Below are 26632 nucleotides of genomic sequence, written 5' to 3'. Positions count from 1 at the left end.
ATTCATCTCTTTGAGATTTTACTTTCGATACCTTTTTGATATAATTCATCTTCTTTTTTCCTCATAGTAATTTCTAATTTTCTTAAGTTTAAAGCTATTATTAGTAATCCTGTTTCTTTACAAACCTTCTCCATTACAGGGACATGATAACGAGTGAAAACTAAAGAAACCTTCATCCAACCAAAAGCTGATTCAATATCAATTTTTCTTTGATTATAAACCTTACCGGTTTCAGGGAATGCAAGTTGCTCTTTTTGTTTTTCTTTAAAATATTCTCAAGAAGGATTGACGTTTATTTTTCTAACATATCCTTTTGGTGTTAGGGCAGATTTTACAATTTGATTATTAGTATCATATTTTTCTGCTACATATTCTTTAAAATCTCTTACAAATTCTTCTTTATCAACTCTTTTTCGATAAGCATTGAAAGAGAATCGTACACCTTTAGGATCAATACAATAATCTTCTTTCTCATGGTACTCCCAGTTCATTACTTTACGTTCATCCGTTTTCCATTTCTTACTTCGTTCTCGAAGCATCGTGCCATAAGGAATTAACGTCATGTGTTTAGAGAAATTATCCTCTAAATATCGGTAGTTAGATTCTAAACCATAGCCAGCATCTGCCACAATGTGCTTAGGTAAAAATGATCCTTTTTGTAATCTATTTAAGAATGGTATAAGTGTTTTTGTATCTGTAAGATTTTGGAAAATATCATATTTAACGATGAATTGGTTGCTAGTAGCTAGTTGTCAGTTATACGCTGGTTTTAACTCACCATTCATCATGGGATCTTCTTTTTAACACGCATGAAAATTGCATCATTATCAGTTTTTGACTAGCTATTTCTTTGACCACATATAGTTATTCTTTGTTGATTCTTTGTTGATTATTTGTCATTTTATCACGTTTCAAAAGAAGGTTTCTTCTTTTACTTTTTAATGTTCTCCGAACTTTTTTCGCAGGATTAGGAGAGATTTTCTTTGTTTTTTCAACTTCTTCATTTGACTCGTCTAATTTAATTTCCAATCTAGTTAATACTTCATCCAACATATCCAACGTAAGATTAGTTCCATCTGGAACTTGTTCTTGGGTGAGCCAACGTGATGGTAAGTTCTCTTCAGCAAACTGTTCGATTTTACGACTTCACGTGTGTACGCAAATAGGACCAACTTTAATAAGATACTCAAATCATATTTTCTTTGTCTACCGAAAAGATAGGGTTCAGCTAATTGGAGTGATTCAACTAAACCATTGATATAATGAGCCGTATTATTTTTTTGAGGAATATACTCTGTATTGATACATAATGTTGTTTGGTTTATGTTATAATTTGTATGCATTTGTTTTGGTCATTTCATGGATCGAAATAGTTTAGAGTATAGGTTACTGCCTGTACTCTTTTATTTTACCCTAAAAAGGCGATGAAATGTTTTGAAATCAACATTTCATCGCCTTTTCTTTAGTTATTTTGAGGACTTATGTCACAGCCCCAATTTTTTCCGTATCTAATTTAAGATATCAATTGCATTTTTCGACGTATTTAACTTTTCAATGACTGAATCATAATGTTTTGATGCGTACGTTGAAAAAATCGTATCTACTACATAAAACTGAACCATCAAAGAATTAGTTGCTGAACTTCGTATTGGTGCCTCGATACCACTTGCTGTTAATAATGTTACATCAGCTAATTGTCCCGTGTTTGAATTTGCATTACTTGTAATAGCAATAATTGGTACATCATACGCCTTAGCTACGTGTATTAAATCATTAACTTCTTTTTTTTCTCCAGAATTAGATATCACAATTACTAATTTTTTTTTTCAGTACTCGCTATTGCTGTACTTAGTAAGTGATTGTCTAGAGAATACATAATACTCTTACCGACACGTGTAAATTTTTGAAATAAATCCGATGCAGCTAATCCTGATGCGCCAATTCCAAACGTATAAATAATTTCCGCATCTTCAATCATACTAACAGCTTTTAAAATATCCTGATCACTAAGCAAAGAAATCGTTTCTTCAAATGCATTATTTAGTGTGAATTTCAATTTTTTTTTGATTGTCGATACATTTTCATTTTTTACAATATCAGTGTGTAAAGCTTGATCAATTATTTTTTCTTCTCTTGATAATCTGAATTTTAAATCTGTAAAACCAGCAAGACCAAGAGAATAGCACAATCTAACAATTGTAGCTGGACTGGCATCGCTAACTTCAGACAGTTGTGTGACCGTCATAGTAGTCACTTTCTTAGGATTTTCAAGAATCCATGTTGCTAATTTTTTTTCAGTTTTTGATAATTGGCTAAGCTTCTCTTTTAATAGATAGATAACACTTTGTTGGGACATTTTAATTACCCCTTCCCATAATGATTCTTTTATTATAGGTGAGATGACTTCCATTTTCTAGCTAATTATTTATACAACCACTTTAAATTATCATTAAGTGACATAATTTGCTGAGTAGTCAATGATTGATTAACGCCAAAACGTTGTTTTCTTTGGCGCTATACATTTCAACTTGGCTGAAATCGCTGCTTGAATACCCAGTGAATCTTCAATCGCCAAGCAGTGATACGCATCTAAATTCAGTCTTTTCAGTACTTCTAAATAAATATTGAGACTAGATTTGAATACGTTATTTTCTCACCACTACCAATCACATCAAAATATTGAGTTAAATCTAAGCCATCTAATACCTAGTTTATTTGACTCAAGCCACCTGAAGACGCCAACGCTACTCGTCAATGCTATTATGCTAATGTCTATAATAATTGGACAATTTCTAGATTTATTATTTTTTGATAATCAATCTCATACTCTTGAATAAATTTTTTATATTCTGACAATAAGTCTGCCACCTTTTGTTGGTCATATGGGAAAAGTAACTGGAACATCTTCGTAGGATTTAATCCAACCGTGTTCTTTTGGAAATTCTCAGAAACTATTAAACTATGATGTTTAAAAAATTTGCTTCGTCTGTTTTTATATTAGATTTTGGAAGCAACAATAACATCGTCCAAATCAACTATAAAAGCTTTTACAGTCATTAGATTTGGCCTTTTCTCATTGCTTCAGTTGTACCAAAGAAATAAGTAGCTACAAATCCACCCGCATAACCTGCAAGTAATCCAATGACGTATTGTAAAATATGTCCATTATTAATAAGCGGGATTAATGCCACACCACTAGGCCCAATCGATGTCGCTCCAACATTTCCAAACATCCCAATCACGGCACCACCGATACCACCACCTATACAAGCTGTGATAAACGGTCTACCTAAAGGAAGCGTTACACCATAAATTAATGGTTCACCAATTCCTAACACACCAACTGGCAAAGCACCTTTAATTAATTCAACTAATGTTGTATTTTTACGACATCTTGTCCATAAAGCAATCGCTGCTCCAACTTGACCTGCTCCTGCCATTGCTAGGATTGGAAGAAGTTCAGTGACACCAGTATTTGTTATCATATCTAAATGGATTGGTGTCAATATTTGATGTAATCCAAACATAACCATCGGTAAAAATAGTGCACCTAACAGGAATCCTGCAAAGATACCACCCACATCTAAAATCCAATTAATAAATCCAACTAAACTATTAGAAATTGCACCTGCAACTGGCATAATAAGGAAAATAGTGACCAAACTCATGATTAGTAAAACAATTGTAGGAGTCACAATAATATCAATTGACTCTGGCATAACTTGTCTTAATTTTTTTTCAATAATAGACATTAAGAAAACCGCAAAGATAACACCAATAATTCCACCTTGATTCGGACTTAAATTACCACCTGTAATAATATTTGGTAGAGGGGATTCAGGGGTTACACCGGTTAGCATAATAATCCCACCAATCACTCCACCTAAACTTGGTGATGCACCAAATTCATTTGCACTATTGATACCAACATAGATATTCAAGTAAGCAAATACACCACTTTGAACAATTTTCATCACCATAATTATAGTCGCCCAGTGGTCTCCACTGATTTGACCTGCTGTCATCATATTACCAAGAACAGAAGCAATCCCACCAATAATTCCGGCTCCAACAAAAGCTGGGATTAAAGGAACAAATATATTAGAAATCGACTTCAATATTTTAGACCATGGTTTTTGATTTTTCTTTTTAACATCTGCTTTAGTTTTGGCTGCTAACTCTTCGACTTTTTCTTTACCAGATGTCACGTTCATCGGTTCACCTAACTTAACACCAGCCATGTCGACCATTTTTTGTGCCACTTTATTCACAGTTCCTGGACCAACAACCACTTGAAGTGTATCGTCTTCAACAACACCCATCACGCCTTGGACTGCTTTCAGTTCTGTAATATTTACTTTAGAATAGTCTTTAATCTCCATTCGTACTCGAGTCATACAATGGACAATCTTTTTGACATTCTGTATACCACCAACATTATCATATATTCCATTTGCGATTGCTGTAATTTTATCTGACATTTTTTTTCCTCCTATTGAATTGTTTTTCTAACAAATCCTTTGTTTTTTACCAATTTTTGTTGTGCCTGTTCATTTTCTAATCCTGTTAATAACATGACGATTGCTAATTTGACATCACCTCCAGATTTCCCAAGGAACTCTTCAGCCGTTTCATAGTCACAATCCGTTGCATCCATAACAATTTTTTTAGACCGTTCAATTAATTTTAAATTAGTTGACTGAACATCGACCATCAAATTTTTGTATACTTTACCGATACCAATCATTGACGCAGTTGAAATCATGTTCAAAACTAGTTTTTGTGCTGTTCCAGACTTCAGACGTGTTGAGCCTGTTAAAATTTCTGGTCCAACTTCCACTTCTATCTTAATCTGCGCATTCTTCCCAATTTCAGATTCTTTATTACAAGAAATAGCTACGGTTGCCGCTCCAACTTGGTTGGCATATTTTAACCCTCCAATAACATATGGTGTTCTACCACTTGCAGCAATACCAATAACAACATCCTCTTTTGTCAACTCGCAAACTTTTAAATCAGTTACTGCTAGTTCTTCAGAGTCCTCCGCTCCCTCAACCGCTTCAATTAGTGCTTTTTCACCACCAGCAATTAAGCCTTGGACTAATTCTGGTGATGTACCAAAAGTTGGCACACACTCTACAGCATCAAGAATTCCTAATCTACCACTAGTTCCAGCTCCAATGTAAATTAATCGTCCACCATTGTTAAAACTATTTATTACAGTTGTCACAGCTGCCTCTACGTCACTTAGTTCTTGTTTAATTGCTAAAGGAACAGTCGAATCTTCCTCATTCATTATTTCTAATATCTGGCTTGTTGATAAGCTATCTAAATCAATGGTTTTTTGATTTCTTGTTTCTGTTGCTAAATGTGATAATTCCATCTAAATCTCTCCTTCTATAAGTTCATAAGTCACACCCGAAGTAATCCAATCAATTAGTGCGACATCATTATTAAATACATGTCCCATGACATTAACTTTTGAAGATGCCGTTAATGGTGTTTTGACTACCTGTAATTCTCCACTGTAACGTCCATACAAATAATTATCTAATGTGACTGCACCTTTATTTCGAGCAATAGTATTAATTTGTTTAATTCTAGGTAATGTCTTGAATCGGGCCTCTTGACTTCTAATAACATCCCTTGCTTCATCTAAACGATTACTATGAGTCCCAATGACTAATTCTTTATATTCTTGACTAACCAAGTTGACCCTTAAACCAATCTTATTGTCATGAGTGTATAAGAAAAATTGTTTAGCTGTGTCAGTTGATAACTCTTCATCCCCTACATAGACTTGATCAACATAACATTCTTTGATTAACTCAAGGCTATTAGCTAAAGGGTGTGTGCCGCGATGTTTTTCTAGTGTTGGTAATCCCCTATATAATGGACCTCTTAGCACTCCATCACCTGGAGTAAATGCTATGACCTTCCCCCCAAATTCTTTTAACCAACGATTTTTTGCTATAAATGCTTGTTTTGACAAACCCGTTTCAGGTCTCGGATAATAATTATGCCAATACTCCACATTATCAAAATTCATCTTTGCTTGTGTCAATTTAGTCAATACGTCATGATTTAATGTACTCGCATTTAATCCAATTAAAAAATGCTGACTTAATGTTGCCATCAAATCCTCTGATAGACCATAATCCATTCTTAACCCTGTCACGCCCATATTCTTTAATATCAAATAATCGTTCCACTCAGTCAACTGTAACTGTTCAGAAATATCATTGGAAATATCCACCATTAAATTTAGCTTTGATTTTTGTGCCAAAGCTCCTAATGTTTGAAGCCTTTCAAGTAAATGTTGAGGATCATCCTCTGGAATGTGTAATGAAGTAAAGATACCATTGAAACCTTGCTCAGTCATTTTTTCTATATATGCTACTTTTTCGTCAGTCATAGGTGTACCTAGAAATACTGAAAACCCAAACATTGTATCCCTCCTTTAGTATTCGCTTTCATTATATCAAAAAAGAAATTTATTTCAATATTTTTTTTAAATAATTTTAAAAAAGAAAAAAATTTCATATTTTTTAGTATTAATTTCCATATAAGCAGCTTCTATAATTTTGTGCAAAAATCGATTATTTTATAAGTTTTTCATTTGTCAAATTAAGCTAGACAAAATATCATTTTCAACATAACTCAAAAATACTTCCAGTGGCGTTTTATAGTTTAATGATTTTCTAGGTATATTGTTTCTTTTTGACGTAATAGCTTGAATAAAAGTTTCATCAACTTCGTTGAAATCCATTCTTTTATGTAAACCATCTTTACGCAATAAACCGTTTGAATTTTCATTTAATGCTCGTTGTGAAGGTGTTCCAGGATCAGCAAAATAGATATCAATATCATTTGAGTTGCTGATGGATTTCCAATTAGAGAACTCTTTACCACAATCAAATGTAATCGATTTCAACAGATGGTTAGGAATCGATTTCAACCAGCTATTTAAGCGCGTTTCAATATCAATCGCGTGTCTACCTTTAGGTTTTAATGTAATAATCACTTTTGATAATCGTTCAACAAGTGTAATAACAGCACTTTTATGATGTTTTCCAACAATAGTGTCACCTTCAAGGTGACACTATTCATCTTTAAAATTATCATACTCTTTGTTACGTTGATGGATAGTTTTTTAAATGCTTGTTTCCCTCGCTTCTCTTTATGACCGTTAGATTTTCTTTTACCTTTCATTGGTAAAATGGTGGAATCAAATTGCCCACGCTTAAATAACCTGTATAGAGTACGAACAGAGCAAGAAATAGGAACCTCAGCACGACCAATAATCACGTCAGGAGTCCATCCTTGAACTACCTTCTTTTGAATATATTTTCTCTGATTATCAGATAAAGTAATTGGACGTCTACCACATTTTTTCTTGTTTGTTTTGTACCTTTGGTAGTAATCAAAAATAGATAAGCCATCTTTTAAAGCGTTATAAACATTATAGATAGTCTGTCTTGAACGTCTTAAAGAGGTAGCGACAAATTCAACTTTCTTAGATTGATGGTAATAAAACGAGTTCGTCTGTAGTAAGATGTGTATAAGTCATTTGTGGTCGCTCTCCTTGTTTTCTTTTGACGGAAATACAATTTGAGTGTATCACAAATGATTTTTTTAGTTGTCTAGCTTAATTTTACTATCGGCGAAAAGAAAAAACTGGCGAGTGGATTGATGAGAAATATAAAAAAAATATCAAAGAAAAGAAACTTTACCGGATTGGGTAAATGAAAATGTGACCGAAACACCTTTGTCTGCGGAAGAAGAAAATAAGCTTAGAAAAAGAATTGAATCTCTCAATCAGAAGAATAAATAGGTCATTGCTATTTCTCTTTCAAATTTTGGGAAGTTTCCCAATCCCTCTTTGACCAAAATAATTTTGAAATTGAAGTCAGCAGCACGCACTAAAAAATAAAAAAGGGGATTGGGGACCACCCCAACTATTGCCAAGGTCTCTACCTAAAACATGGTAGAAGAGATTGACAATTATCGTCACATGGGACCATGTGACTTTGCTTGCAAAAGGTCACGGTCTTATAAAAGATATGTTTATGAATGACTCATTTTTTCAAAAATGGATAAACCAATTAAGCGTCAGACCCTTTCTTTTTAGTTCTTAGTGACACACTGTACTTCGTTAACTTTTTTCTACCTCACATGAAAAAGTTAACGGAATCAAAATCAATTAGGGGCTTCCGATCGAGACAAAATGACAAAAGAGGCCAAGAGAAAACCTTCTGAAGGAAGATCATTTCTCCTGGTCTTTTTACTTGGTCTTAGGCAACACCTAACAAGCTCCCTTTTGGGTCGTGGACGTCCACAACCGATGCTTGCCTTATCCAAATTAATAACATTTCCCACCCAAACACTTTTCAACATTTTGGAATGGCAACACTTTTTTTGACAAATATTATAAGGTGTCAAAACATTGGTACTGTTATCCGATTACCCTTGACCATGAGCCTCTCAAACTGTGACTCTTTCGCGGTGTGTTGACTTATAAAAATCAACCCGCTATCTCACACGTATCACAGTTTGACTCATCCTCAAGGGAAGCTATCGCTAATCTCTGAGCTCTGATACTAAGCGGAGTGACATAATTCAATGCTCCGTGTATTCTGAAATGATTCCACCAATGAACATAGTCATAAAGAGCCATAGATAATTCTTTTAGTGTCTCAAACTGATTGGGATAAACGAACTCTGCTTTAAAGGATTTATAAGTTGACTCGGCGACGGCATTATCCCAGGGATTTCCTTTTCTACTCAACGATCGCTTGATATTAAATGTATTTAGTATGGTATCAATCACTTGATTATCAAATTCTTTTCCTCTATCAGTATGAAACAACTGAATGTTTGTTAAGGCGTACGGAATCGTATAAAATGCCTGTTTAACTAATTCGGCATCTTTTGATGCCCCACAACTAAATCCAATGATTTCTCGATTAAATAAATCAAGAATTAAACAGACATAGTGCCAACGATTGCCAACCTTGACATAAGTTAAATCGGTGACAACTTTTTCTAATGGCATAACGGAGTTAAAATGACGTTTTAATTGATTGGTTATTTTAGACTCATTCACATTAGAAGATACCACCTTAAAATAAGCTTTCGTATACACAGAAACGAGGTTTCTGTGTCGCATAATCCTTCTAATTTTTCTTCTACTGAGAATGATGCCTTCTAAACTAAGTGCTTTTTTTATTTTACGAGCGCCATAAGCTTTTTTATTTTGGCGAAAAATCATTTCCACAATTTCTTCTAGTTCACTTTCTAGTAATGGCTTCTTTTCCTGATAATAGTAAGTTTGTCTTGATATTTTAAGGACTCGGCACATCGCTGATATAGAATATTTATGTTTGTTGGCTTTAATTACTTGCCTTTTCGTCCGAATATCAGCGCCGCTTGCTTTAAAATATCATTTTCCATTTCAAGCATTTTAAGTTCTTTTCTAAGTTTGATTAATTCCTTTTGTTCAGGTGTTAAATTATCTTTTTCTTTGAATGAACCTGTGGTTGTTCCTTGTTTTACCCACCTATCAAAAGTTGAAGGAGTTAACTCATAGTCACGAATAATATCTATTCTAGGTTTTCCTGATTGGTAAAGATCTACCATTTGTTGTTTAAATTCTTTGGTAAAAGTTCTTCTTGGTTTACGTTCTAACATGACATTTCCTCCAGTGTGTTTTCTTATTCTCATCACACCTTATTTTTTCTGTCTAGTCAAGTGTAGCCTATCCATTTCACTATCTTCCAAAAAAAGAAACCTTATTTCTAGGGCTTCTTTAGATTGATTTTAGCTATACCAGTTGAGATTCACAATGTTGTGTTCTGAATCGTGCTGTTTGGTTAAATAGGGATTATGGTAACCTGACAGTTAAATAATTATTTAACTATTTTTTTACATTTAATTTTAATGTAAGTTTTGTCCATTTCTCATGAGTAAAGAATCTGTTTATTTTTCTTCTTATTCCAAACGTTATTATCTTTCCATACTCTTGCATCCAACTATAAATGATTGTATGACCGAAAATAGTAACCTACAGTGACAATAATGATATCTTCCTGAAACTTTTTGTCTTTAAAATGAATCATCTTTGTTCCACCTAGTTTGTATTAAGATAAATTTACCCTAAAATGACTTTAATGGAACCTTTACAACAGACCTATAAAAGAATAGATTTCAATGAAATTGATGAAATGTTCATTCAAGATATTGCGTCAAAAAGGAATAATATACCTAAAAAATTATTAAACTAAAAAGCATCATTGAAAATATTTTTAAGTTATATTGAAAGCAATATTTTATTTATATTAATTAAAAAAATTATAAATCTAAATTGCAACATTAAGTTAGCTACCTTGGTAAAAATATCTAAATTTTAGTATTATTCTATTAAAATCCATCCTTACCAACATGTGTTAACCTTAAGATTTTGAATTTCTTCTAAAAATAATGTTGCTGGTTGTCTATAGTTTAAAAGTTTACGTGGTAAAAGATTAACCTTTTCAGTAGCTAGTTGAATGAATTCCTTTGAGTAGTTATAGATAGGCGTTCCTTTCGGAACAAATTGCCTTAATAAACCATTATGTCTTTCGTTTATTCCTCGTTCCCAAGATGAATAAGGGTGTGCAAAGTAGATATCGGTTATTTGCTGTAGAGTATCATGAAGTGAGCTAAATTCACTGCCATTATCAGCAGTAATTGATTGAAATATGTCACTAAATCTAGTACGTCCGAACTCAGATTTTAACTTTTTAATAGCGTAACTAACTGATTCTTCTGTATGATCATCTAAAACATATAGTAATCATGTAGCGAGTTTTTCTTTCAACAAGTGTCAATAGAGCATTATCATCTTTAGATTTTGAACCAATGACACTATCTATTTCCCAATGACCAAATTCTTCTCTATAATCAACATGATTAGGTCTTTCATCAATTGATTTCCCGAGAGACTTTTTATGCTTACCACTTCTTTTCTTTTTAGGTGATAGTCTAACTTTCATCTTGAGGTAATGATTTCTGACTAGTAAAAAACCTTTATCAATATGGTTATAATGAGTCTTAGTAGAAACAAGAGGTTTATCCCAAGTTCCTAAGGACTTGATGAAACCAACAATTACATCTGGTGACCAATTAAAGTCTATAATTTGTTTACAGGCATAATTAATAAAATCAACAGCATGAACAAGCATAGATTTGGAACCACAACGTTTTCTGTTTTCTATGTATTTAGCCTGTCCTGTATCAGCAAAGTAGATTGATTTGGTCTTTTTATTTTCTTTAATTTGAGTCACCGTACCACGACTTAGCTCATTAGCAATGGTTTGATGATGGCGTCCTAATCGTAAGCCTATTTCTCTATTTGAAATCCCATCTTTGTGCCAAAATTCGATAAGTTGTCTTTCCTCAAAGGAAAGATATTTGTAGCTTGATTTTTTTGTGTTATTCTTAGTTTGCACCATGATAAAAATTCCTTTCGTTGTTGGGTAGACACTTCAATGATACACGAATTTTTTACCATGGTGTTTTTCTATTATTATAGGATGGCTAACTTGATTCTACAATTAAGCTTTTAATTTTAATTGTTGACTAGTAGCATACGTCATAATTTGTTGTGCTGTTTCTTCTATTGACTGGTTAGTTACATCAATAACATAAGCGCCTGTTTTTTCGAAAACATCACGTGCATAAGCCAACTCTGCTTTAATTCGTTCTAGTTCAACATAAGACGATGTTCCTTGTAAACCCAATGATGCTAAACGCGATTGGCGGACACTCATTAAGTAATTAGCATTAGCTGTTAGACCAATCACGACTTTCCCTTCAAGTTCATCAATTTCTTTTGGTAAAGAAACTTCAGGAATAAGGGGCAAGTTAGCTACTTTATAGGACTTATTAGCTAAGTACATACTTAATGGTGTTTTTGATGTACGTGATACACCTAGAATTACGATATCTGCTTTTAAAAAACCTTTAGCTTCTTTGCCATCATCATAGCGCACAGCAAACTCCATTGCTTCAACTCGTTTAAAATAATCTTGGTTCAAACGGTATTGCGAGCCACTTTCATAGCTTGGTGTTAAATGAGTTCTTTTCGCTACAACCGATAACAACGGCGTCATATAATCTAGCCATTCTAATCCAGTCCGTTCACAAAACTCCTGACAAACTTCCGTTAGCTCTTGACTGACTAACGTTGTAATCACAACCGCCTTTTCTTTTAACGCATCTCGTAAAATACCGCCTAAACTTTCAGCAGAATCAATAAACGGAAACGTTTGAATATCGTAATCCTCTAAACTTGGAAACTGAGCCAACACAGCGTGAATCACCCGTTGCGCAGTTTCACCAATTGAATCAGATATAACAAATAGCGTTAATTTTTTCTCTCGTCTTTCCTGTAACGTATTCATTGTTACTGGTCACTTCCCATCTGAATAAAATGCTGCATAATTCGCGTTTTTGACAACTTACCAACTACTTCCTTGGCCGCCCTATCTCCAATGACCGGCAAGGAATCTATTTCATGATTGACTAATAATTCACCAGCTTGTAAAACAGTCATATCTGGTGTCGCTAAAACTAAATTAGGCATGCGTGTCATAATAATCGCAATGGCTAAATCGTTATCTTGATTATTTAACAAACTGCGTAGTAAGTCTTTTCGAGAAACAATACCAACCAATTGTTTGGTTTCTTGATCAATCACATATAACGACCCGCAATCATACATAAACAATGATGTTGTCGCATCTCTAATTGTTGTTTCTGGATACACAATCACTGGTGTTGACATCAATTCACTGACAGTTGTATTAAACAAACGGTCATGAAGGAGCGGTTCAAAAGCGATACCCGAATACACATAACCAACTTTTGGTCGAGCATCTAGAATGCCCGTCATCGTCAAAACAGCTAAATCGCTACGCAATGTCGGTTTAGTTAAACCAAGTTCTTCTGCAATTTTATCTCCGCTGATTGGTTCATGATGCTTCACAATATCAATAATTTTTTTTTGACGATCTGATAATTCCATCTTAACCCCTCATTTTAACATAATCCTATGATTGTTCGATTTGACTTTGCGCTGCTGCTAGGTAAGCAATTGGAATTCTAAATGGTGAACATGACACATAGTCTAAGCCCCACTTGTCAAAATATTTAATTGATGCAGGGTCGCCACCCAATTCGCCACAAACACCAATTTTTAAATCCGGACGTACAGAGCGTGCTCGTTCTACCGCAACTTTAATTAACTCACCAACGCCTTCAACATCTAGCGTTTGGAACGGATCTTTCGGTAAGATGCCTTGTTCTTCATACTGTTGAATAAATTTCCCAGCATCATCACGTGAAAATCCAAATGTCATTTGTGTTAAGTCGTTCGTTCCAAAACTAAAGAAATCAGCTTCTTCCGCAATTTCATCTGCAATTAAACAAGCTCTTGGAATTTCAATCATAGTACCTACAGTATAATCAATTTCAACTGCTTCGGCATCAATAATTTGATTAATATGTGCCACAATTTTTTCTTTTAGAATTGTTACTTCTGGTGTCATCCCAACTAAAGGAATCATAATCTCTGGCGATACGCGTAAACCAGTTGTTTTTTGACGCTCGATTGCACTACGAATGATAGCCTCAGCCTGCATTAAATATAACTCAGGATAAGTTACGGCTAAACGACAGCCACGGTGTCCCAACATTGGATTGACTTCATGTAATTCATTAATGCGACTAGTTAATACATTACTATCTAGTTCTAATTCTACCGCTAATTTCTCAATCTCGCTTAGTTTTGTTGGAACAAACTCATGCAATGGTGGGTCTAATAAACGAATAACTGCTGGTTTTTCAGCAATTGTATCAAAGATTTCTTTAAAATCATCTAATTGGTAATTTAAAATAATATCTAATGCTTTTTGACGTTCTTCTGTATTACGTGACAAGATAAAACGACGCATTTCTTTCAAACGAGCTGGAGCGAAAAACATATGTTCCGTACGAACCAAACCGATACCAGCAGCATTAAAGTCTAAACCTGCTTGAATGTCAGTCACCGTTTCAGCATTCATACGAATAGCTAAACGCGCACGCTCTTGTGCCCAATCTAAAATAGTATCTAGATAGTCATTATTTTCACTTATGATTAACGGAATTTCACCAACGTATAAATGACCTTTAGAGCCATCAACTGAAAGAATATCTCCCTCAGTTAGCACTGTATCGCCACATCTCACTTGTTTTAGTTCTTCATTTACTTCTAAATCAGAACAGCCAGCAACACAACAAGTTCCCATGCCCCGAGCAACGACTGCTGCATGAGATGTCATACCCCCACGACTGGTCACAATAGCTTTACTGATTACCATACCTTCAATATCTTCCGGTGACGTTTCTTGACGAACCAAGACTACTGCATGACCTTGACTAGTCATTACTTTAGCCGCTTCTGTATCAAAACAAATTTTACCAGTTGCTGAGCCTGGACTGGCAGGCAAACCATTAGTTGATAGAATTTGGTCCTCTTTAATCTGTGTACTATCAAAAACAGGATGCAATAAACTATTAATTGACTCAGGTTCAATCATCATTAATGCTTCATCCTTAGTCACTAGACCTTCTTCTACCATATCGACAGCTATTTTCACTGCAGCTTGTGCTGTCCGTTTACCATTACGTGTTTGTAACAAGTAGAGTTTTTTATTATCAATCGTAAACTCAATATCTTGCATATCTTTATAGTGTTTTTCTAAGTTGGTTGCCATTTTGAATAAATCTGCATAAACTTCTGGCATCTCTTTTTCTAAATGACTGATGTCTAGTGGTGTTCGTACACCCGCAACAACATCTTCACCTTGAGCATTAATTAAATATTCTCCAAACAACTTGTGTTCACCAGTAGCTGGATTGCGTGTGAATAAGACGCCAGTTCCACTTTGGTCGCCACTATTTCCAAAGACCATCGCTTGAATATTCACAGCGGTCCCTAAATTGTGATCAATCCCATGTAGCTCACGATAGACACGAGCACGATTATTATTCCATGATGAAAAAACGGCTTCAATTGATTGATACATTTGTTCTCTTACATCTTGTGGAAATTCTTGTTTATCATGATCAAGATAGACTTGTTTAAATGCGGCAATAATTTCTTTTAATTGCTCTACCGTCAAATCATAATCTTGTTTTACACCATATTTATTTTTAACTGTTTCTAAAACGCCTTCAAAAAAGTATCCTTCAATACCACAAACAACATTACCATACATTTGTAACAAACGACGGTAGCAATCATAAGCAAATTGTGGATTACCTGTTAATTCGGCGAAAACTTCAACATTTTTATCATTCAACCCAAGATTCAAAATCGTATCCATCATCCCAGGCATTGAAAACTTAGAACCACTTCGAACAGACAATAATAATAAATCAGACGTATCATTGATAGATTTTCCTGTTTGTTTCTCTAACTCTGATAAATGTCCTTCAATTTCGTTTTTCAATTCAGTCGTTAAGCGCTTACCGTTTGCTAAGTAGTGGATGCATGCTTCAGTTGTAATCGTAAAACCTGGCGGTACTGGTAAGCCTAAACGTGTCATTTCTGCCAAGTTTGCTCCTTTACCACCTAATAATTGACGCATACTCCCTTGACCTTCGTGAAATTGATAAACCTGCTTCATGTTCTGTTCTCCTCCTATATATTACGTATGATTGAATTATATATGACGTATTATATAAAATCAATAGGTATTAATAAGATTTTTTTTAACTTAAAAATGAATAAGACGTATTAATGGATCTATCAATCCACTAATACATCTTATAGGTTGAGCATTACTATCTATTCCATACCCAAGTATTCTCTTAATTCTGTTTTATAGACTGCCGCCTTATTTCCATAAATAATTTGAATACCTGATGTAACGTTCACAACACCATTTGCACTTAATGTCGTTGTAAAAACTGATTTTTCTGAGACTTTGTCTGGATTTTCAAGAGTTAAACGTAGCCGAGTAAAGCAAGCATCAACCTTAATAATATTATCTTTTCCTCCAACAGCCTCAACTAATTGACTTAAAAAATCATTTTCAGAAGAAGATACAGTCTCATCTTCAACCATTAATTCTATTTCACGACCAGGTGTTTTTAAATTCCATTTCTCAATAGCAAACTTAAAAACAAAATAATAAACAAGGAAGTAAGTAACTCCTAATGGAAATACCCATAACCAATTTGATCCTTTGTCAGCACCTAAGATACCATTAAAAATCAAAGACATAAAAGGACCTCCAAAAGCGGCTGATCCAACAACATTGAATTGTACAATATAAGTAATAAAATAGGCTAACCCAGAAAAAATAGCATGAATGCCAAACAATGCTGGTGCCACAAATAAAAAGCTGTACTCAAGTGGTTCACTAATCCCCATAAGTGCACAGGGAATGACAACAGCAATCATTAGTGATGCAATTTTTTTCCTGTTTTGTGGTAACGCTGTTTTATATATTGCAAATGCTGCACCCGGTAAGCCACACATAGCAAAAATGACTTTACCATTCATTAAAAAACGACTGACACTTATATCAAATTTAGCACCCGGTGTATTGAGAATAGCGTTATAGATATTAACTGCACCTTCTACTACTTCACCACCAATATCAGCAACACCACCTAAGCTTGTAAAAAAGAATGGTAGATAAATAAAATGATGTAGTCCAAAAGGTAATAATAAACGCTCCAATAATCCATATAAAAATGCACCAAACGAACCAGTTGCCACAATAAATTCAGATGATAAATTTAGTCCTGATTGAATCGGTGGAAAAATAAAGGACATAGCTAAACCTGCAAAGCAAGATGCAATTATTGTAATCGCTGGTATTGATCTTGTTCCATTAAACAAAGATAATACTGGTGGCAACTCAATTTTGTAATATTTATTATGAAGATAACTGACCAATAGACCAATTAAAATCCCCCCAAAAACACCTGTATCTAACGTTAAAATCCCTAAAATACTTTTTTGTCCGGTCAATAATTCTTCTGGCGTTATCGTTCCCCCAAGTGTCAAAAATGTGCCCATAACTGTATTCATAGTCATGTACCCTAAAAAACCGGATAAAGCAGCTGTTCCTTTTTCTGATTTTGCAAATCCGTAGGCAATGGCCATTGCAAAAATAACAGGAATATGATCATTTACAACATTACCCGCTGCTTTTATAATTTGAAAGAGATACACAAAAAATGTGCTACCTAAAAATGGAACTAGCTTAATTAAGTTAGGATTACTAAAAGCACTACCAATACCAACTAAAATACCAGAAATTGGTAAAATTAAAACCGGAGCCATTAGTACTTTCCCTAATTTTTGAAAGCCTTCTAACAATTTTGCTTTATTCATATTACCCTCCAAAAAATCGTTTTCATTTTATCTATAAAAAGTGAGAGAACTATCACTTGCTCTCTCACCACACACTTTTAGGACAGTGCCTTTATTAATTTAATTCTGGCCAGTAATCACAATTGGCTTCAATTAAAGCATCTAATATTTGACGAGCCTTTGTTGCATCACCTATTGTTCTATTTAACGTTAATGCCTGTAAAGCTTTAGTATATGATTTTTCTAAATATGCTTCACAAGTTAGTTTCTCATACGCATATTGCCCTTCAATTAACCCTTTATAAAAAGTACCAATTTTACCGACTGCATATGGTGCAGGGCCATTTGCACCTAAAGATGCTGCGACTTCAATCATTAAGTCATCCGATAAATTCGAAACAATTCCCTTGTTTGGCACAATAACGATAAATGTTCGACGTAAGTTTCCATAGATTGACGCTGCAACTTCAACAATCATATCACCATGGGCATCGTTATGAACAATATGAGAATCTTTTGCCGTACCAACAGCAACAATTCTTCGACATTCTTCAAATACTCGTTTTTCACGGCCGTCCATCACTTCATTGGCACGCGTATAATTAGGATCTAAACTAGATAATTTGTAATTTGGATAAAGGTAATATTGTAAATAAGTATTTGGTAAATAATCTGGAAAATCTCGAATCATATTTTCAACCATAGCATAGGTATCCAACCACGATTGATCTCTTTGTTCAGCATCGACAGGTAAAAAACCATTTTTCAGTGTATAATCTTTAATCTCCGGTAACAAATCATTCCCATCTTTATCATAAACATGAGTAAACCACCCAAAATGATTTAAACCGAAGTAAGTTGGTTCAAACTCATTAAAATCGCGATTAATCAAACGACCAAATGAACGCAATAGATTAACAGGTTGGTCACAGATATTCAAAATACGTTTATCTTCTGGGAATACCATATTTAAAGCATGTGCCACAATAGCTGCTGGATTAGTATAATTTAAAATCCAAGCATCTGGACTCAATCGACGAACATCTTCCACTAATTCAATCATGTCACGGATTGAGCGCATCCCATAGGCAAATCCACCAGGTCCACACGTTTCTTGGCCAATCATTCCCATTGACAAAGGAATTTTTTCATCTTTTTCACGCATTGGATAACCGCCAGTACGCATTTGGCAAAAAACAAAATCAACATCTGTAAAGGCTTCTGTCTTATCTGTTGTATAAGCAAATTCAATATCAGGGGTTTCTTCTTTAAATAAAATTTCACCGAATTGACCAATTACTTCTTGACGTTTTTCATCTGTATCATATAATGTGATTTTGTTAAATGGAAAAATATCTTGATGTTTGGTTAACGCTTTTAAAATGCCTGGTGACCAAGTTGATCCCCCACCGACAATGACAATATTATTCTTCTTCATACTATTTCCTCCTAAGTAGTTGATGCTTTTATTCTATCAACTTAGAAGGTTAAAACAATCACTTAGGGATTAAGTAGACTCTTAACACACAACCTGCTATTCAACACACGCGTGTGTTTGAGAACACAATTAAATTAGCGAATCAAACAAGTAATTTAAGACATAATAAATACCTAACCGTGACGAAACATCCATCTCATTCAGACGTAACTCTTCATAAAAAGTATACAAAGAATAATCAGCTAACTTTGAAATACTATTTTGTGAAAATCCAGTCAATGAAACAATTGTTGCTTCTGTAATCTTGGCAATTTTCATTGCTTCTAAAGGTGTCTTAGTTTCTCCACTTAAACTTACCACAACCAAAGTATCTCCATTTTTCAATTGTTTTGCCCGTTGTTTCATAACATGTGGTTCATAGTATAGCGATGCTTCAATACCACAAATCCTTAATTTTTCTTTCATTTCTTCACAAGGATATTTAGATGGGCCACATGCAAAAAAGTATACGTGTTGGCTATGATGTAATATTGTCACAATTTTTTCTACAATCTCATCACTTAACAAAGCGTCTGTTTGTTCAATTTGTTCTTTTAGCGTTAAACCATCCTGTTTTCTAGACAGAGGTTTTTGCATTCTATCAAGTACTACTGCCATTTTTAATTCTGAATAACCCTTAAATTCTAATTTTTTTGATAAGCGAACAATTGTATTTGGCGAAACATATAAAGCTGCCGCAACAGTTTTCAGCGTATCATCTTTAATACCATCAATATTTTCACGAATATACTTAAGAATATCATGTTCCTGAGCATTTAGCCGATGTTGATTTTTTTGCAAATTAGTAAATAACATAATAATTCCCCTCCATCATTCGAATGATTATTGCCCAATTAATATAGCATAATTTACTAAAAAAAGCCCTTCTCTTAAAATAGGAGAAAAGCTTTCTAAACGATAACATGTATACTTAGTCATTACGATTTCTTTCGCCGACTGAATAGCCGTCTGAAATTACCTGGCGCTTGAATCATTTGTTCTTTTGATAGGTGTTGACGCATGGCTTTTAGAGCATCTATCGCATCAGTTGTCACAAAATTTAAACTTTGATTAGTATCCGTTATAATATCAAAGCTTCGAATATACTTTCCTTTAAAATAAACTTGCGCACGGACTTGAACGATGTTGCTCCAAGGAATTTGGACGTAACCAGCGCCATCAGTTTCTCGAAATTCAACCCCATTGTCTCCAATGGCTATAATTCCTGCTTTTGGATTTACAGGGTTTAAAAATGCATTGGCCTTCACAGCAATCTCGACTTGCCGATTTAAACTTTCAACCATTCATCTTGCCTCCATTTCTATTTCTTTTCTATTATAACAAAAAAAGAGATGAACAGAAGGTTCTGCCCATCTCTTTCGAGACATTATTAACCAAAGATACCAACAACATATCCCAAAATACCAATAACAAATAAACCGAAGATAATAGTAATTGGGCTGACTTTTTTTCTTAATAACCACATACAACCAAGTGTTAATAATAATGGCATTAAACCAGGAATTAATTGGTTAAACATATCACCTAGTGTCGTAACTTTTTGTGGGTTAACATTTGCTCCACTATTAATTTGGTTGATAACTTCACGGATTGAATTGACATTTAATTTGCCTTCATTCGCTGAAGTAATCATGCCAGAGAAGTCCACCAATGATTTTTTATCCACATCAACTTTTGATAACACCATTGGGAAATTCATAGTCGTCCAACGAGGTACCAAGACCCCCATGATAAACATCCCTAGAATTGATGCCCCTTGAGTAATTTTTTGCATCACACCACCACTTAAATCTTGGGTGATATTTGATCCTTGACGGTAACCTAACTCTTGTGTGTACCATAAGAATGACATACGAATAATGTTCCATGCAAAGAAGAAAACTAATGGTCCAATAATACTACCTTGTAATGCTAGAGAAGCAGCAAAGGCACCGATTACTGGTCGTAAAGTTCCCCAGAAAATCGGGTCACCAACACCAGCTAAAGGACCCATCATCCCAATTTTAACCCCTTGAATGGCTGCATTATCAATCGGTGCTCCCGCAGCTTTTTCTTCTTCAAGTGTTAAAGTCACTCCAATGATTGGTGCAGCGACATATGGATGGGTATTAAAGAACTCTAAGTGACGTTTTAACGCTAACGCACGATCTTCTTTTGTGTGATATAGTTTTTTGATGGCAGGCATCATTGCAAATGCCCAACCTACGTTTTGCATACGTTCATAGTTCCAAGATGCTTGTAAGAACTGACTTCTCCACCATACAGAGATACGTTCTTTTTTCGTTAATTTTACCACGTTTAATTCTGTCATTGTCTGTGTCCTCCTTTTTAATAGTCATTCAAGATGTCGTCTAATGGGTCACCCTTACTTGGGCCTGAACCATTACCACCACCGCCGTTAAATTCTGGTGCTAATTGGATATACACAAGAGCTAAGACAAGACCAATAATACCCATAGCGATTAAGTTCAACTCTGATACGGCTGCTAATGCAAAACCTAAGAAGAAGAATGGCCATAATTTTGGTGTTGCCATCATGTTAATAACCATTGCATAACCTACTGCTACGATAAAGCCACCAGCTACTGCTAAACCACCAGTAATCCAATCTGGAATAGCATGTAATGCACTTGTTACAGCTTCAGCTGGTACTGCAACTATAATAGCTGCTGGAATCGCAATCCGAATTCCTTGTAAGAACAAAGCAATCATATGGAATGTTTCTACGCCACGAATTGAGCCTTCTTCAGCTTTTTTATCGGCACCATGTGCTAAACCAACTGTGATTGAACGAACGAAAATCGTTAATACTTGACCAGCAACAGCTAATGGAATCGCTAAAGCAATCCCTTCGTCAACGCTAGCACCTTTCATTGTAACAAGAATAGCAGCTGCAACCGAAGCTAGCGCTGCATCCGGTGCTACAGCAGCCCCAATATTCATCCACCCTAAAGCGATTAATTGTAATTGACCACCTAACATAATACCTTCTGCTAAATTACCTGTTGCCATACCAATTAACGTACACGCAACGATTGGTTGATGAAATTGAAATTGGTCTAAAATTCCTCCAACACCGGCTAAAAATGCTATTAAAACGACAAATGTAACAGCAATAATTGACATAATAGTTCCTCCTTATTTAGTCATCCCAGTTTTTGCTAGTAAGTCCCATAAGTTTTTCGATGAATCACTTGGTACTTTTCTAACATCAAACTTGATTCCTTTTTCTTTTAGATATTCAAAGGCTTCAACGTCCTCTTTGTTCACTGATAAAACGTTATTGACCATGATTTTCCCTTCAGAATGCGCCATTGAACCAACATTAATGTCTGTCAAATCGACACCCATATCAACTGCGCGTACAACATCTTCTGGATTTTCAAATAGTAATAATGCTTTGGTTTTACCAAAACGTGGATCTTTCCAAATTTCTGCTAATTTAGCAATCGGAATAACATTCGCTTTCACACCTGGCGGAGCGGCTTGAGTGATTAATGTTTTACGTAAATCATCTTTTGCCACATTATCAGATACGACGATAATCCGTGTTGGACTAGTTGTTTTAGTCCAGGCTGTTGCGACTTGACCATGTAATAAACGAGAATCAATGCGGGCTAGAACAACTTTCATTTGTCCTTCCGTTGGTAATGATGAACTATCAATCTCTGGCTTGGTTGTTTTTTCAGCTACTACATCTAATGCTTCCGGACGAACTTTAACACCGTCTTTAGCTGTTTCAATAATGTGTGCAGCAATTTCATGAGCCGATTCCATTGAAAAACGTGAAGCATAAGCTTCAATCAACATTGGTAAATTTAAACCGCTGACAATTGCCCAAGTTTCTTTATTTTCTTCAAACAATGTATTTGCTTGGTTAAATGGTGTTCCACCCCATAAATCGACTAAAAATAATACCTCATTTTGGTCGTCAAATGATTGTACTGCCGCTTCTAACTTCGCTCTTAAATCATCTGGACCCTCACTAGGCATCAATGTCACAGCTTGAACATTTTCTTGTTCGCCAAAAATCATTGAGCCTGATTGCAAAATACCATTAGCGAATTCGCCATGACTTGCTAAAATGATTCCTACCATAATTTTTACCTCCTAATTAGCATTAAGTGTTATTAGTCACTTATTTTATTAATTTGTCTTTGCGCAATAAATTCAATAAATCAATCGAATTATCTGCAACAACTTTCCGAATTTCAATCTTGATATTTTTTTGGCCTAAGTACTCAAAATCGTTAATGTCATTGTCATCCACAGCAATTGCATTAGTAATCATACGTTTACCAGTTTGAAAGCTCATACCACCTACATTAATTGTTTCAATAAAAATACCAGCATCAACCACACGTCGAACGTCACCAGGATTAGTAAATAATAGCATTAATTTAGAATTATCAGCTAACATCCGAACATCTCGAGCCAGTTCAATTAATTTATAAACAGGGATAACATTAACTTTTACACCTAATGGCGCTGCTTGAACTAAAAGTAACTTCCGCAGTTCATCCTTTGCAACCTCATCACTAACAACTAAAATCCGATTCACATTAGTATGCTTGGTCCAGACAGTAGCAACTTGACCATGAATTAATCTGTCATCAATCCGAACTAAGCGAATATCCATTGAAATTCCTCCTTTTCATAAAATAAGTTGAGACTTTTTAACTCCTCACCATTACATATGCAAATTACGTGCCAACTTTTAAGAAAGCTATTGTATCGGTTATTTTAAACAAAAAAAATACACAAAACAATACACTGTACAGTGTATTGTTTTGTGTGTATCGTTTTTTAGAAATTTTTAACAATTTGGTAAGTATAAAAAACCTCGCTATCACAAAATTCAACTTTTAGTGTATCCCTCAAATAACTAAGCGCTAAAACAACCGTGTCATAGATATTATCTCGTTTCATGACACTTATATCTTCCTTAGTTGCTGTTAGTGTATCTTTCCTTAATTCTCGCTCAATCGATCCAGCAAGATGCAAACACAGATTAGTATAAAAAGCTGGTTTCTCAACTAATTTTAAGCCAGAAGTGACTAAATCAGCTACATGCCATAAGGGGTCAATTAATTTCTCAGGATTAATAAAAGTAAAACTTTTTAGCATAAATTCCAAACACACAGCTTTTGCCTCAGATAAATTTAACTCAGGGTATGTTTCAGTACATTGTTGAGAGACTACATGTTTAATCGCATTTTTACCTTCAGGTGAAAATAACACGTCCATTGGAATAAATGGAATATCAATATTTGGTTGTGTAATACCAGTAATTGCAATCACTTCATACTCTTGACGAATAGCACTTAGTTGCTGATTAATATCTAAAACCGAAATAGGAAATACCGTGATATCTGTTGCGACACTGGCTTGTAGGTAGTCATCTAATAAATCTTTCATTCGCTGCGCAGTTCCTTGACCCGAAGCACAAATTGCAATAATTGCTTTTTTATCTCTTAATTTAGTTTCAGCGATAACGGATACTTTCGGTTTTGCATAACCATGAAAATTAATTAAACTCTGATGTAATTGATTGATATCTGTCTCAATTAAGCTGGCTTTACGAGCAGCTTCTAAAACCGTTGCTGTTGTTACCATATCAACTGTTTTAACCATAATATGCGTTTGATTCTCAATATCTTCAGAGAAAGTCCCTAAAGATCCCATATCAACTAGCAATAATACGCCACTTCCTTCATTGACTGCAATAACTTCCTTAATAATTTTTTCTTTTGCTTCTTTTGGTTGCATATCTAGCGGCATATCTACACTACGTAAATTCGTGACATTTAATAACTGTTTTACTACTTGCACCATACTTGACGCTGTACTAACACCATGCGCCGCGACAACAATTCCAATCCGTCCATCAGATTTATTTTCCTTTAATGACACTAACAGAACGGTCAAATAATTGACTTCATTTCGTGGAACTGACACACTATGTTCGCGTTCAATAATTAGTTTGATTTCTTCTGCTACCTCACGCTCATCAGGATAGTGTAAGACCATTTTTTCAATACTTTCATTGTCTTGCGTAATTTGATATTTACCAGACTGCATCCGATTAATAAATGAACTAATATGCAAACCCATCGCATACAAAAAATTCGTTTGAAACTCATAGTTTAGTGACTGCTTAGAAAATTCAAAAATTTGCTTTGTCGTGCGAATGACGGTTTCATCCATAATTTCTAACAACTGACTATCAGCATCAAAACTAAAACCATGATTGCGATAAAATGATTTTAAATGGACATTAATATCCGTCGAAATAAAATGGTTAATTGCTTCTTGATTGAAGCCTTCATCTTTTAAAACAGCTGCTTTGTCACCAATAATATCATATAAATTATAAGGTAATTCATACGCATCAGTTTCGAATGTTTCGTATGACTCATTAGGTGAAATAATCATTTTTTGAGGCACATAATAGGCAAGTTCAGCCATATTTTGTCGATTATGAGCAAGTTTTGCCAGACCTTCCTTAATGGATTCATTTAATTCATTGACAGTAACCAATAATTCATCCTGGTCCATATGATTCAAAAAGGCTCGAGCCGTTACTAATTGGACATTTGATTTTAATTGCCCAACATTGCCATAACCAACACTACCAACGAGTGCCTTGATAACATCATCAGTCAAAACAATTTTGCGTTGAATTCTTTTGGCTTCCATCGACATCATCACTCGAACTAGATCAACTTTTTCTTTTTCCGGTCGATTGACAAAGTTAGGTAATTGAATGGTAATTGGGATACGACGGACAAACGTATTTAATAAGGCCGACGATGGGTCTTCAGTGGTCGCACAAATAATTCGAACATTGGCTTGATGTTGTTTGGTTGTTTCTCCTAAACGAGCATATTGCCCAGTATCCATAAAATAAAAAATCATTTCCTGACCCTCAGGGGGTAAACGATGAACTTCGTCCAAAAAAAGAAAACTATTATTCGCCAAAGTTAACAAACCGTCTTTTTCTTCTGATGCTCCTGTAAATGCACCTTTAGCATGTCCAAATAAATGACTCATTAACAACTCTGGGTTACTCGCATAATCTGCACAATTAAATACAACCATCTCTTTATTTTCTGCCACGACCTGACATTGTTTGGCAAATTGAAACATCGTGTGCGCAAAATATGTTTTTCCAGAGCCAGTCGGCCCAACGATTAAACAATTTAATCCTTTTGGTGGATATAAAATCGATGCTTTTGCTTGCTCAACTGGATTCCGCATACTACCATTGGCACCAACAATTCGCTGAAAAATATCACTTGCTTCCGTTGGATAATCTACTTGTGCTATCGCACGTTTTTTTGCTTCTCTAGGCTTTTCTAAATAACTCTCGACATGTTTGGTCAACGGTTTGTGTCGAAAAACTGACTTACAAACATAACGGACTGGCCTTCCATCAAATTTATCAAGTACGCCTTCTTTAACTAAAGCATTTAAATCTTTACTAGCATTACTACGCTGAATATTTAGTGCAGTTGCTACATCTTGTGTTGTTAGACCAGACGCCGCCGTTAACGTATCTGCATCTAAAAAATCCGTGTGTGATTTCACTAATTCATAGACTCGATCAATTCGCTTTTTCACGTGACTCCTCCTTAATAGGTCCCTTTATCTAACAGAGTACCTTCAGTGTATCAAAAAGTAATACACTAGTACACAAAAAAAGAAAAAATACTACTGTA

The 26632-nt window shown here is 34.8% G+C and carries 17 protein-coding genes and 6 pseudogenes; all 23 read right to left on the bottom strand.

Features of this window, described 5'->3' with window-relative positions; all coding sequences use genetic code 11:
• Positions 1–2: 2 nt before the first annotated feature.
• The 23 genes and pseudogenes from BW732_RS11850 to BW732_RS08255 all read right to left on the bottom strand — a co-directional run bounded on the left by BW732_RS11850 (position 3) and on the right by BW732_RS08255 (position 26534).
• A pseudogene (locus BW732_RS11850) lies at positions 3–1343 on the bottom strand (transposase).
• Between the two features lie 165 nt (positions 1344–1508).
• Positions 1509–1808, bottom strand: a complete 300-nt coding sequence (locus BW732_RS08350) for a MurR/RpiR family transcriptional regulator (protein ID WP_161485542.1) — start codon at positions 1806–1808, stop codon at positions 1509–1511.
• 5 nt (positions 1809–1813) lie between these two features.
• Positions 1814–2356, bottom strand: a complete 543-nt coding sequence (locus tag BW732_RS08345) for a MurR/RpiR family transcriptional regulator (RefSeq protein WP_161485541.1) — start codon at positions 2354–2356, stop codon at positions 1814–1816.
• A 700-nt stretch (positions 2357–3056) separates the two neighbouring features.
• Positions 3057–4481, bottom strand: coding sequence for a PTS transporter subunit EIIC (locus BW732_RS08340; RefSeq protein WP_077276319.1), 1425 nt, complete (start codon positions 4479–4481; stop codon positions 3057–3059).
• 11 nt (positions 4482–4492) lie between these two features.
• On the bottom strand, positions 4493–5383 hold the full coding sequence (gene murQ, locus BW732_RS08335) for an N-acetylmuramic acid 6-phosphate etherase (RefSeq protein ID WP_077276318.1): 891 nt from the start codon (positions 5381–5383) through the stop codon (positions 4493–4495).
• Entirely contained in the window at positions 5384–6448 is a 1065-nt protein-coding gene (locus tag BW732_RS08330; protein WP_077276317.1) for a DUF871 domain-containing protein, read from the bottom strand. It lies immediately after the preceding gene.
• A gap of 174 nt (positions 6449–6622) precedes the next feature.
• Positions 6623–7570: pseudogene (locus BW732_RS08325) on the bottom strand (IS30 family transposase).
• 954 nt (positions 7571–8524) lie between these two features.
• Positions 8525–9690, bottom strand: a protein-coding gene (locus BW732_RS08320; protein ID WP_152023763.1) for an IS3 family transposase whose coding sequence is annotated in 2 segments (ribosomal slippage) — positions 8525–9411 and positions 9411–9690 — 1167 coding nt in all. Because the reading frame shifts where the segments join, the coding sequence is not laid out codon by codon here.
• 272 nt (positions 9691–9962) lie between these two features.
• Positions 9963–10118 (bottom strand): annotated as a pseudogene (locus BW732_RS11635) (IS6 family transposase); the annotation flags it as partial.
• 314 nt (positions 10119–10432) lie between these two features.
• Positions 10433–11492, bottom strand: a pseudogene (locus BW732_RS11845) (IS30 family transposase).
• Positions 11493–11594: 102 nt separating this feature from the next.
• Positions 11595–12443 (bottom strand): pyruvate, water dikinase regulatory protein, encoded by an 849-nt coding sequence (locus BW732_RS08310; protein ID WP_077276315.1) that lies wholly within the window; start codon positions 12441–12443, stop codon positions 11595–11597.
• A 2-nt stretch (positions 12444–12445) separates the two neighbouring features.
• Entirely contained in the window at positions 12446–13066 is a 621-nt protein-coding gene (locus BW732_RS08305; RefSeq protein ID WP_077276314.1) for a helix-turn-helix transcriptional regulator, read from the bottom strand.
• 25 nt (positions 13067–13091) lie between these two features.
• Positions 13092–15713: a pyruvate, phosphate dikinase gene (gene ppdK, locus BW732_RS08300; protein WP_077276313.1), complete on the bottom strand. Its 2622-nt coding sequence runs from the start codon at positions 15711–15713 to the stop codon at positions 13092–13094.
• 161 nt (positions 15714–15874) lie between these two features.
• On the bottom strand, positions 15875–17434 hold the full coding sequence (locus BW732_RS08295) for a PTS transporter subunit EIIC (protein WP_077276312.1): 1560 nt from the start codon (positions 17432–17434) through the stop codon (positions 15875–15877).
• Between the two features lie 94 nt (positions 17435–17528).
• A complete protein-coding gene (locus tag BW732_RS08290; RefSeq protein ID WP_077276311.1) occupies positions 17529–18851 on the bottom strand; it encodes a 6-phospho-alpha-glucosidase in 1323 nt (440 codons plus the stop codon).
• A gap of 129 nt (positions 18852–18980) precedes the next feature.
• A complete protein-coding gene (locus BW732_RS08285; protein WP_077276310.1) occupies positions 18981–19706 on the bottom strand; it encodes a MurR/RpiR family transcriptional regulator in 726 nt (241 codons plus the stop codon).
• A gap of 122 nt (positions 19707–19828) precedes the next feature.
• The gene (locus tag BW732_RS08280; protein WP_077276309.1) at positions 19829–20194 is read right to left on the bottom strand and encodes a DUF956 family protein; all 366 of its coding nucleotides are present in this window, start codon (positions 20192–20194) and stop codon (positions 19829–19831) included.
• Positions 20195–20280: 86 nt separating this feature from the next.
• Positions 20281–21222 (bottom strand): PTS system mannose/fructose/sorbose family transporter subunit IID, encoded by a 942-nt coding sequence (locus tag BW732_RS08275; protein ID WP_077276308.1) that lies wholly within the window; start codon positions 21220–21222, stop codon positions 20281–20283.
• A gap of 17 nt (positions 21223–21239) precedes the next feature.
• Positions 21240–22037, bottom strand: a complete 798-nt coding sequence (locus tag BW732_RS08270; RefSeq protein ID WP_077276307.1) for a PTS mannose/fructose/sorbose transporter subunit IIC — start codon at positions 22035–22037, stop codon at positions 21240–21242.
• Between the two features lie 12 nt (positions 22038–22049).
• Positions 22050–22544: pseudogene (locus BW732_RS11805) on the bottom strand (PTS sugar transporter subunit IIB); the annotation flags it as partial.
• Between the two features lie 66 nt (positions 22545–22610).
• A pseudogene (locus BW732_RS11800) lies at positions 22611–23009 on the bottom strand (PTS sugar transporter subunit IIA); the annotation flags it as partial.
• A gap of 40 nt (positions 23010–23049) precedes the next feature.
• Positions 23050–23556, bottom strand: coding sequence for a PTS sugar transporter subunit IIB (locus BW732_RS08260; RefSeq protein ID WP_077276305.1), 507 nt, complete (start codon positions 23554–23556; stop codon positions 23050–23052).
• Positions 23557–23717: 161 nt separating this feature from the next.
• Positions 23718–26534, bottom strand: a complete 2817-nt coding sequence (locus BW732_RS08255) for a sigma-54-dependent transcriptional regulator (protein WP_077276304.1) — start codon at positions 26532–26534, stop codon at positions 23718–23720.
• Positions 26535–26632: the final 98 nt, after the last annotated feature.

Source organism: Vagococcus penaei (assembly GCF_001998885.1).
In the GTDB taxonomy this organism is placed as follows: domain Bacteria; phylum Bacillota; class Bacilli; order Lactobacillales; family Vagococcaceae; genus Vagococcus; species Vagococcus penaei.
This window is presented reverse-complemented; position numbering and strand designations above follow the sequence as displayed.

Bases quoted from the DNA above. Each gene is read 5' to 3' on its own strand.
- BW732_RS08345 (WP_161485541.1), bottom strand. From the start codon at position 2,356: ATGTCCCAACAAAGTGTTATCTATCTATTAAAAGAGAAGCTTAGCCAA.
- BW732_RS08340 (WP_077276319.1), bottom strand. From the start codon at position 4,481: ATGTCAGATAAAATTACAGCAATCGCAAATGGAATATATGATAATGTT.
- murQ (WP_077276318.1), bottom strand. From the start codon at position 5,383: ATGGAATTATCACATTTAGCAACAGAAACAAGAAATCAAAAAACCATT.
- BW732_RS08330 (WP_077276317.1), bottom strand. From the start codon at position 6,448: ATGTTTGGGTTTTCAGTATTTCTAGGTACACCTATGACTGACGAAAAA.
- BW732_RS08310 (WP_077276315.1), bottom strand. From the start codon at position 12,443: ATGAATACGTTACAGGAAAGACGAGAGAAAAAATTAACGCTATTTGTT.
- BW732_RS08305 (WP_077276314.1), bottom strand. From the start codon at position 13,066: ATGGAATTATCAGATCGTCAAAAAAAAATTATTGATATTGTGAAGCAT.
- ppdK (WP_077276313.1), bottom strand. From the start codon at position 15,713: ATGAAGCAGGTTTATCAATTTCACGAAGGTCAAGGGAGTATGCGTCAA.
- BW732_RS08295 (WP_077276312.1), bottom strand. From the start codon at position 17,434: ATGAATAAAGCAAAATTGTTAGAAGGCTTTCAAAAATTAGGGAAAGTA.
- BW732_RS08290 (WP_077276311.1), bottom strand. From the start codon at position 18,851: ATGAAGAAGAATAATATTGTCATTGTCGGTGGGGGATCAACTTGGTCA.
- BW732_RS08285 (WP_077276310.1), bottom strand. From the start codon at position 19,706: ATGTTATTTACTAATTTGCAAAAAAATCAACATCGGCTAAATGCTCAG.
- BW732_RS08280 (WP_077276309.1), bottom strand. From the start codon at position 20,194: ATGGTTGAAAGTTTAAATCGGCAAGTCGAGATTGCTGTGAAGGCCAAT.
- BW732_RS08275 (WP_077276308.1), bottom strand. From the start codon at position 21,222: ATGACAGAATTAAACGTGGTAAAATTAACGAAAAAAGAACGTATCTCT.
- BW732_RS08270 (WP_077276307.1), bottom strand. From the start codon at position 22,037: ATGTCAATTATTGCTGTTACATTTGTCGTTTTAATAGCATTTTTAGCC.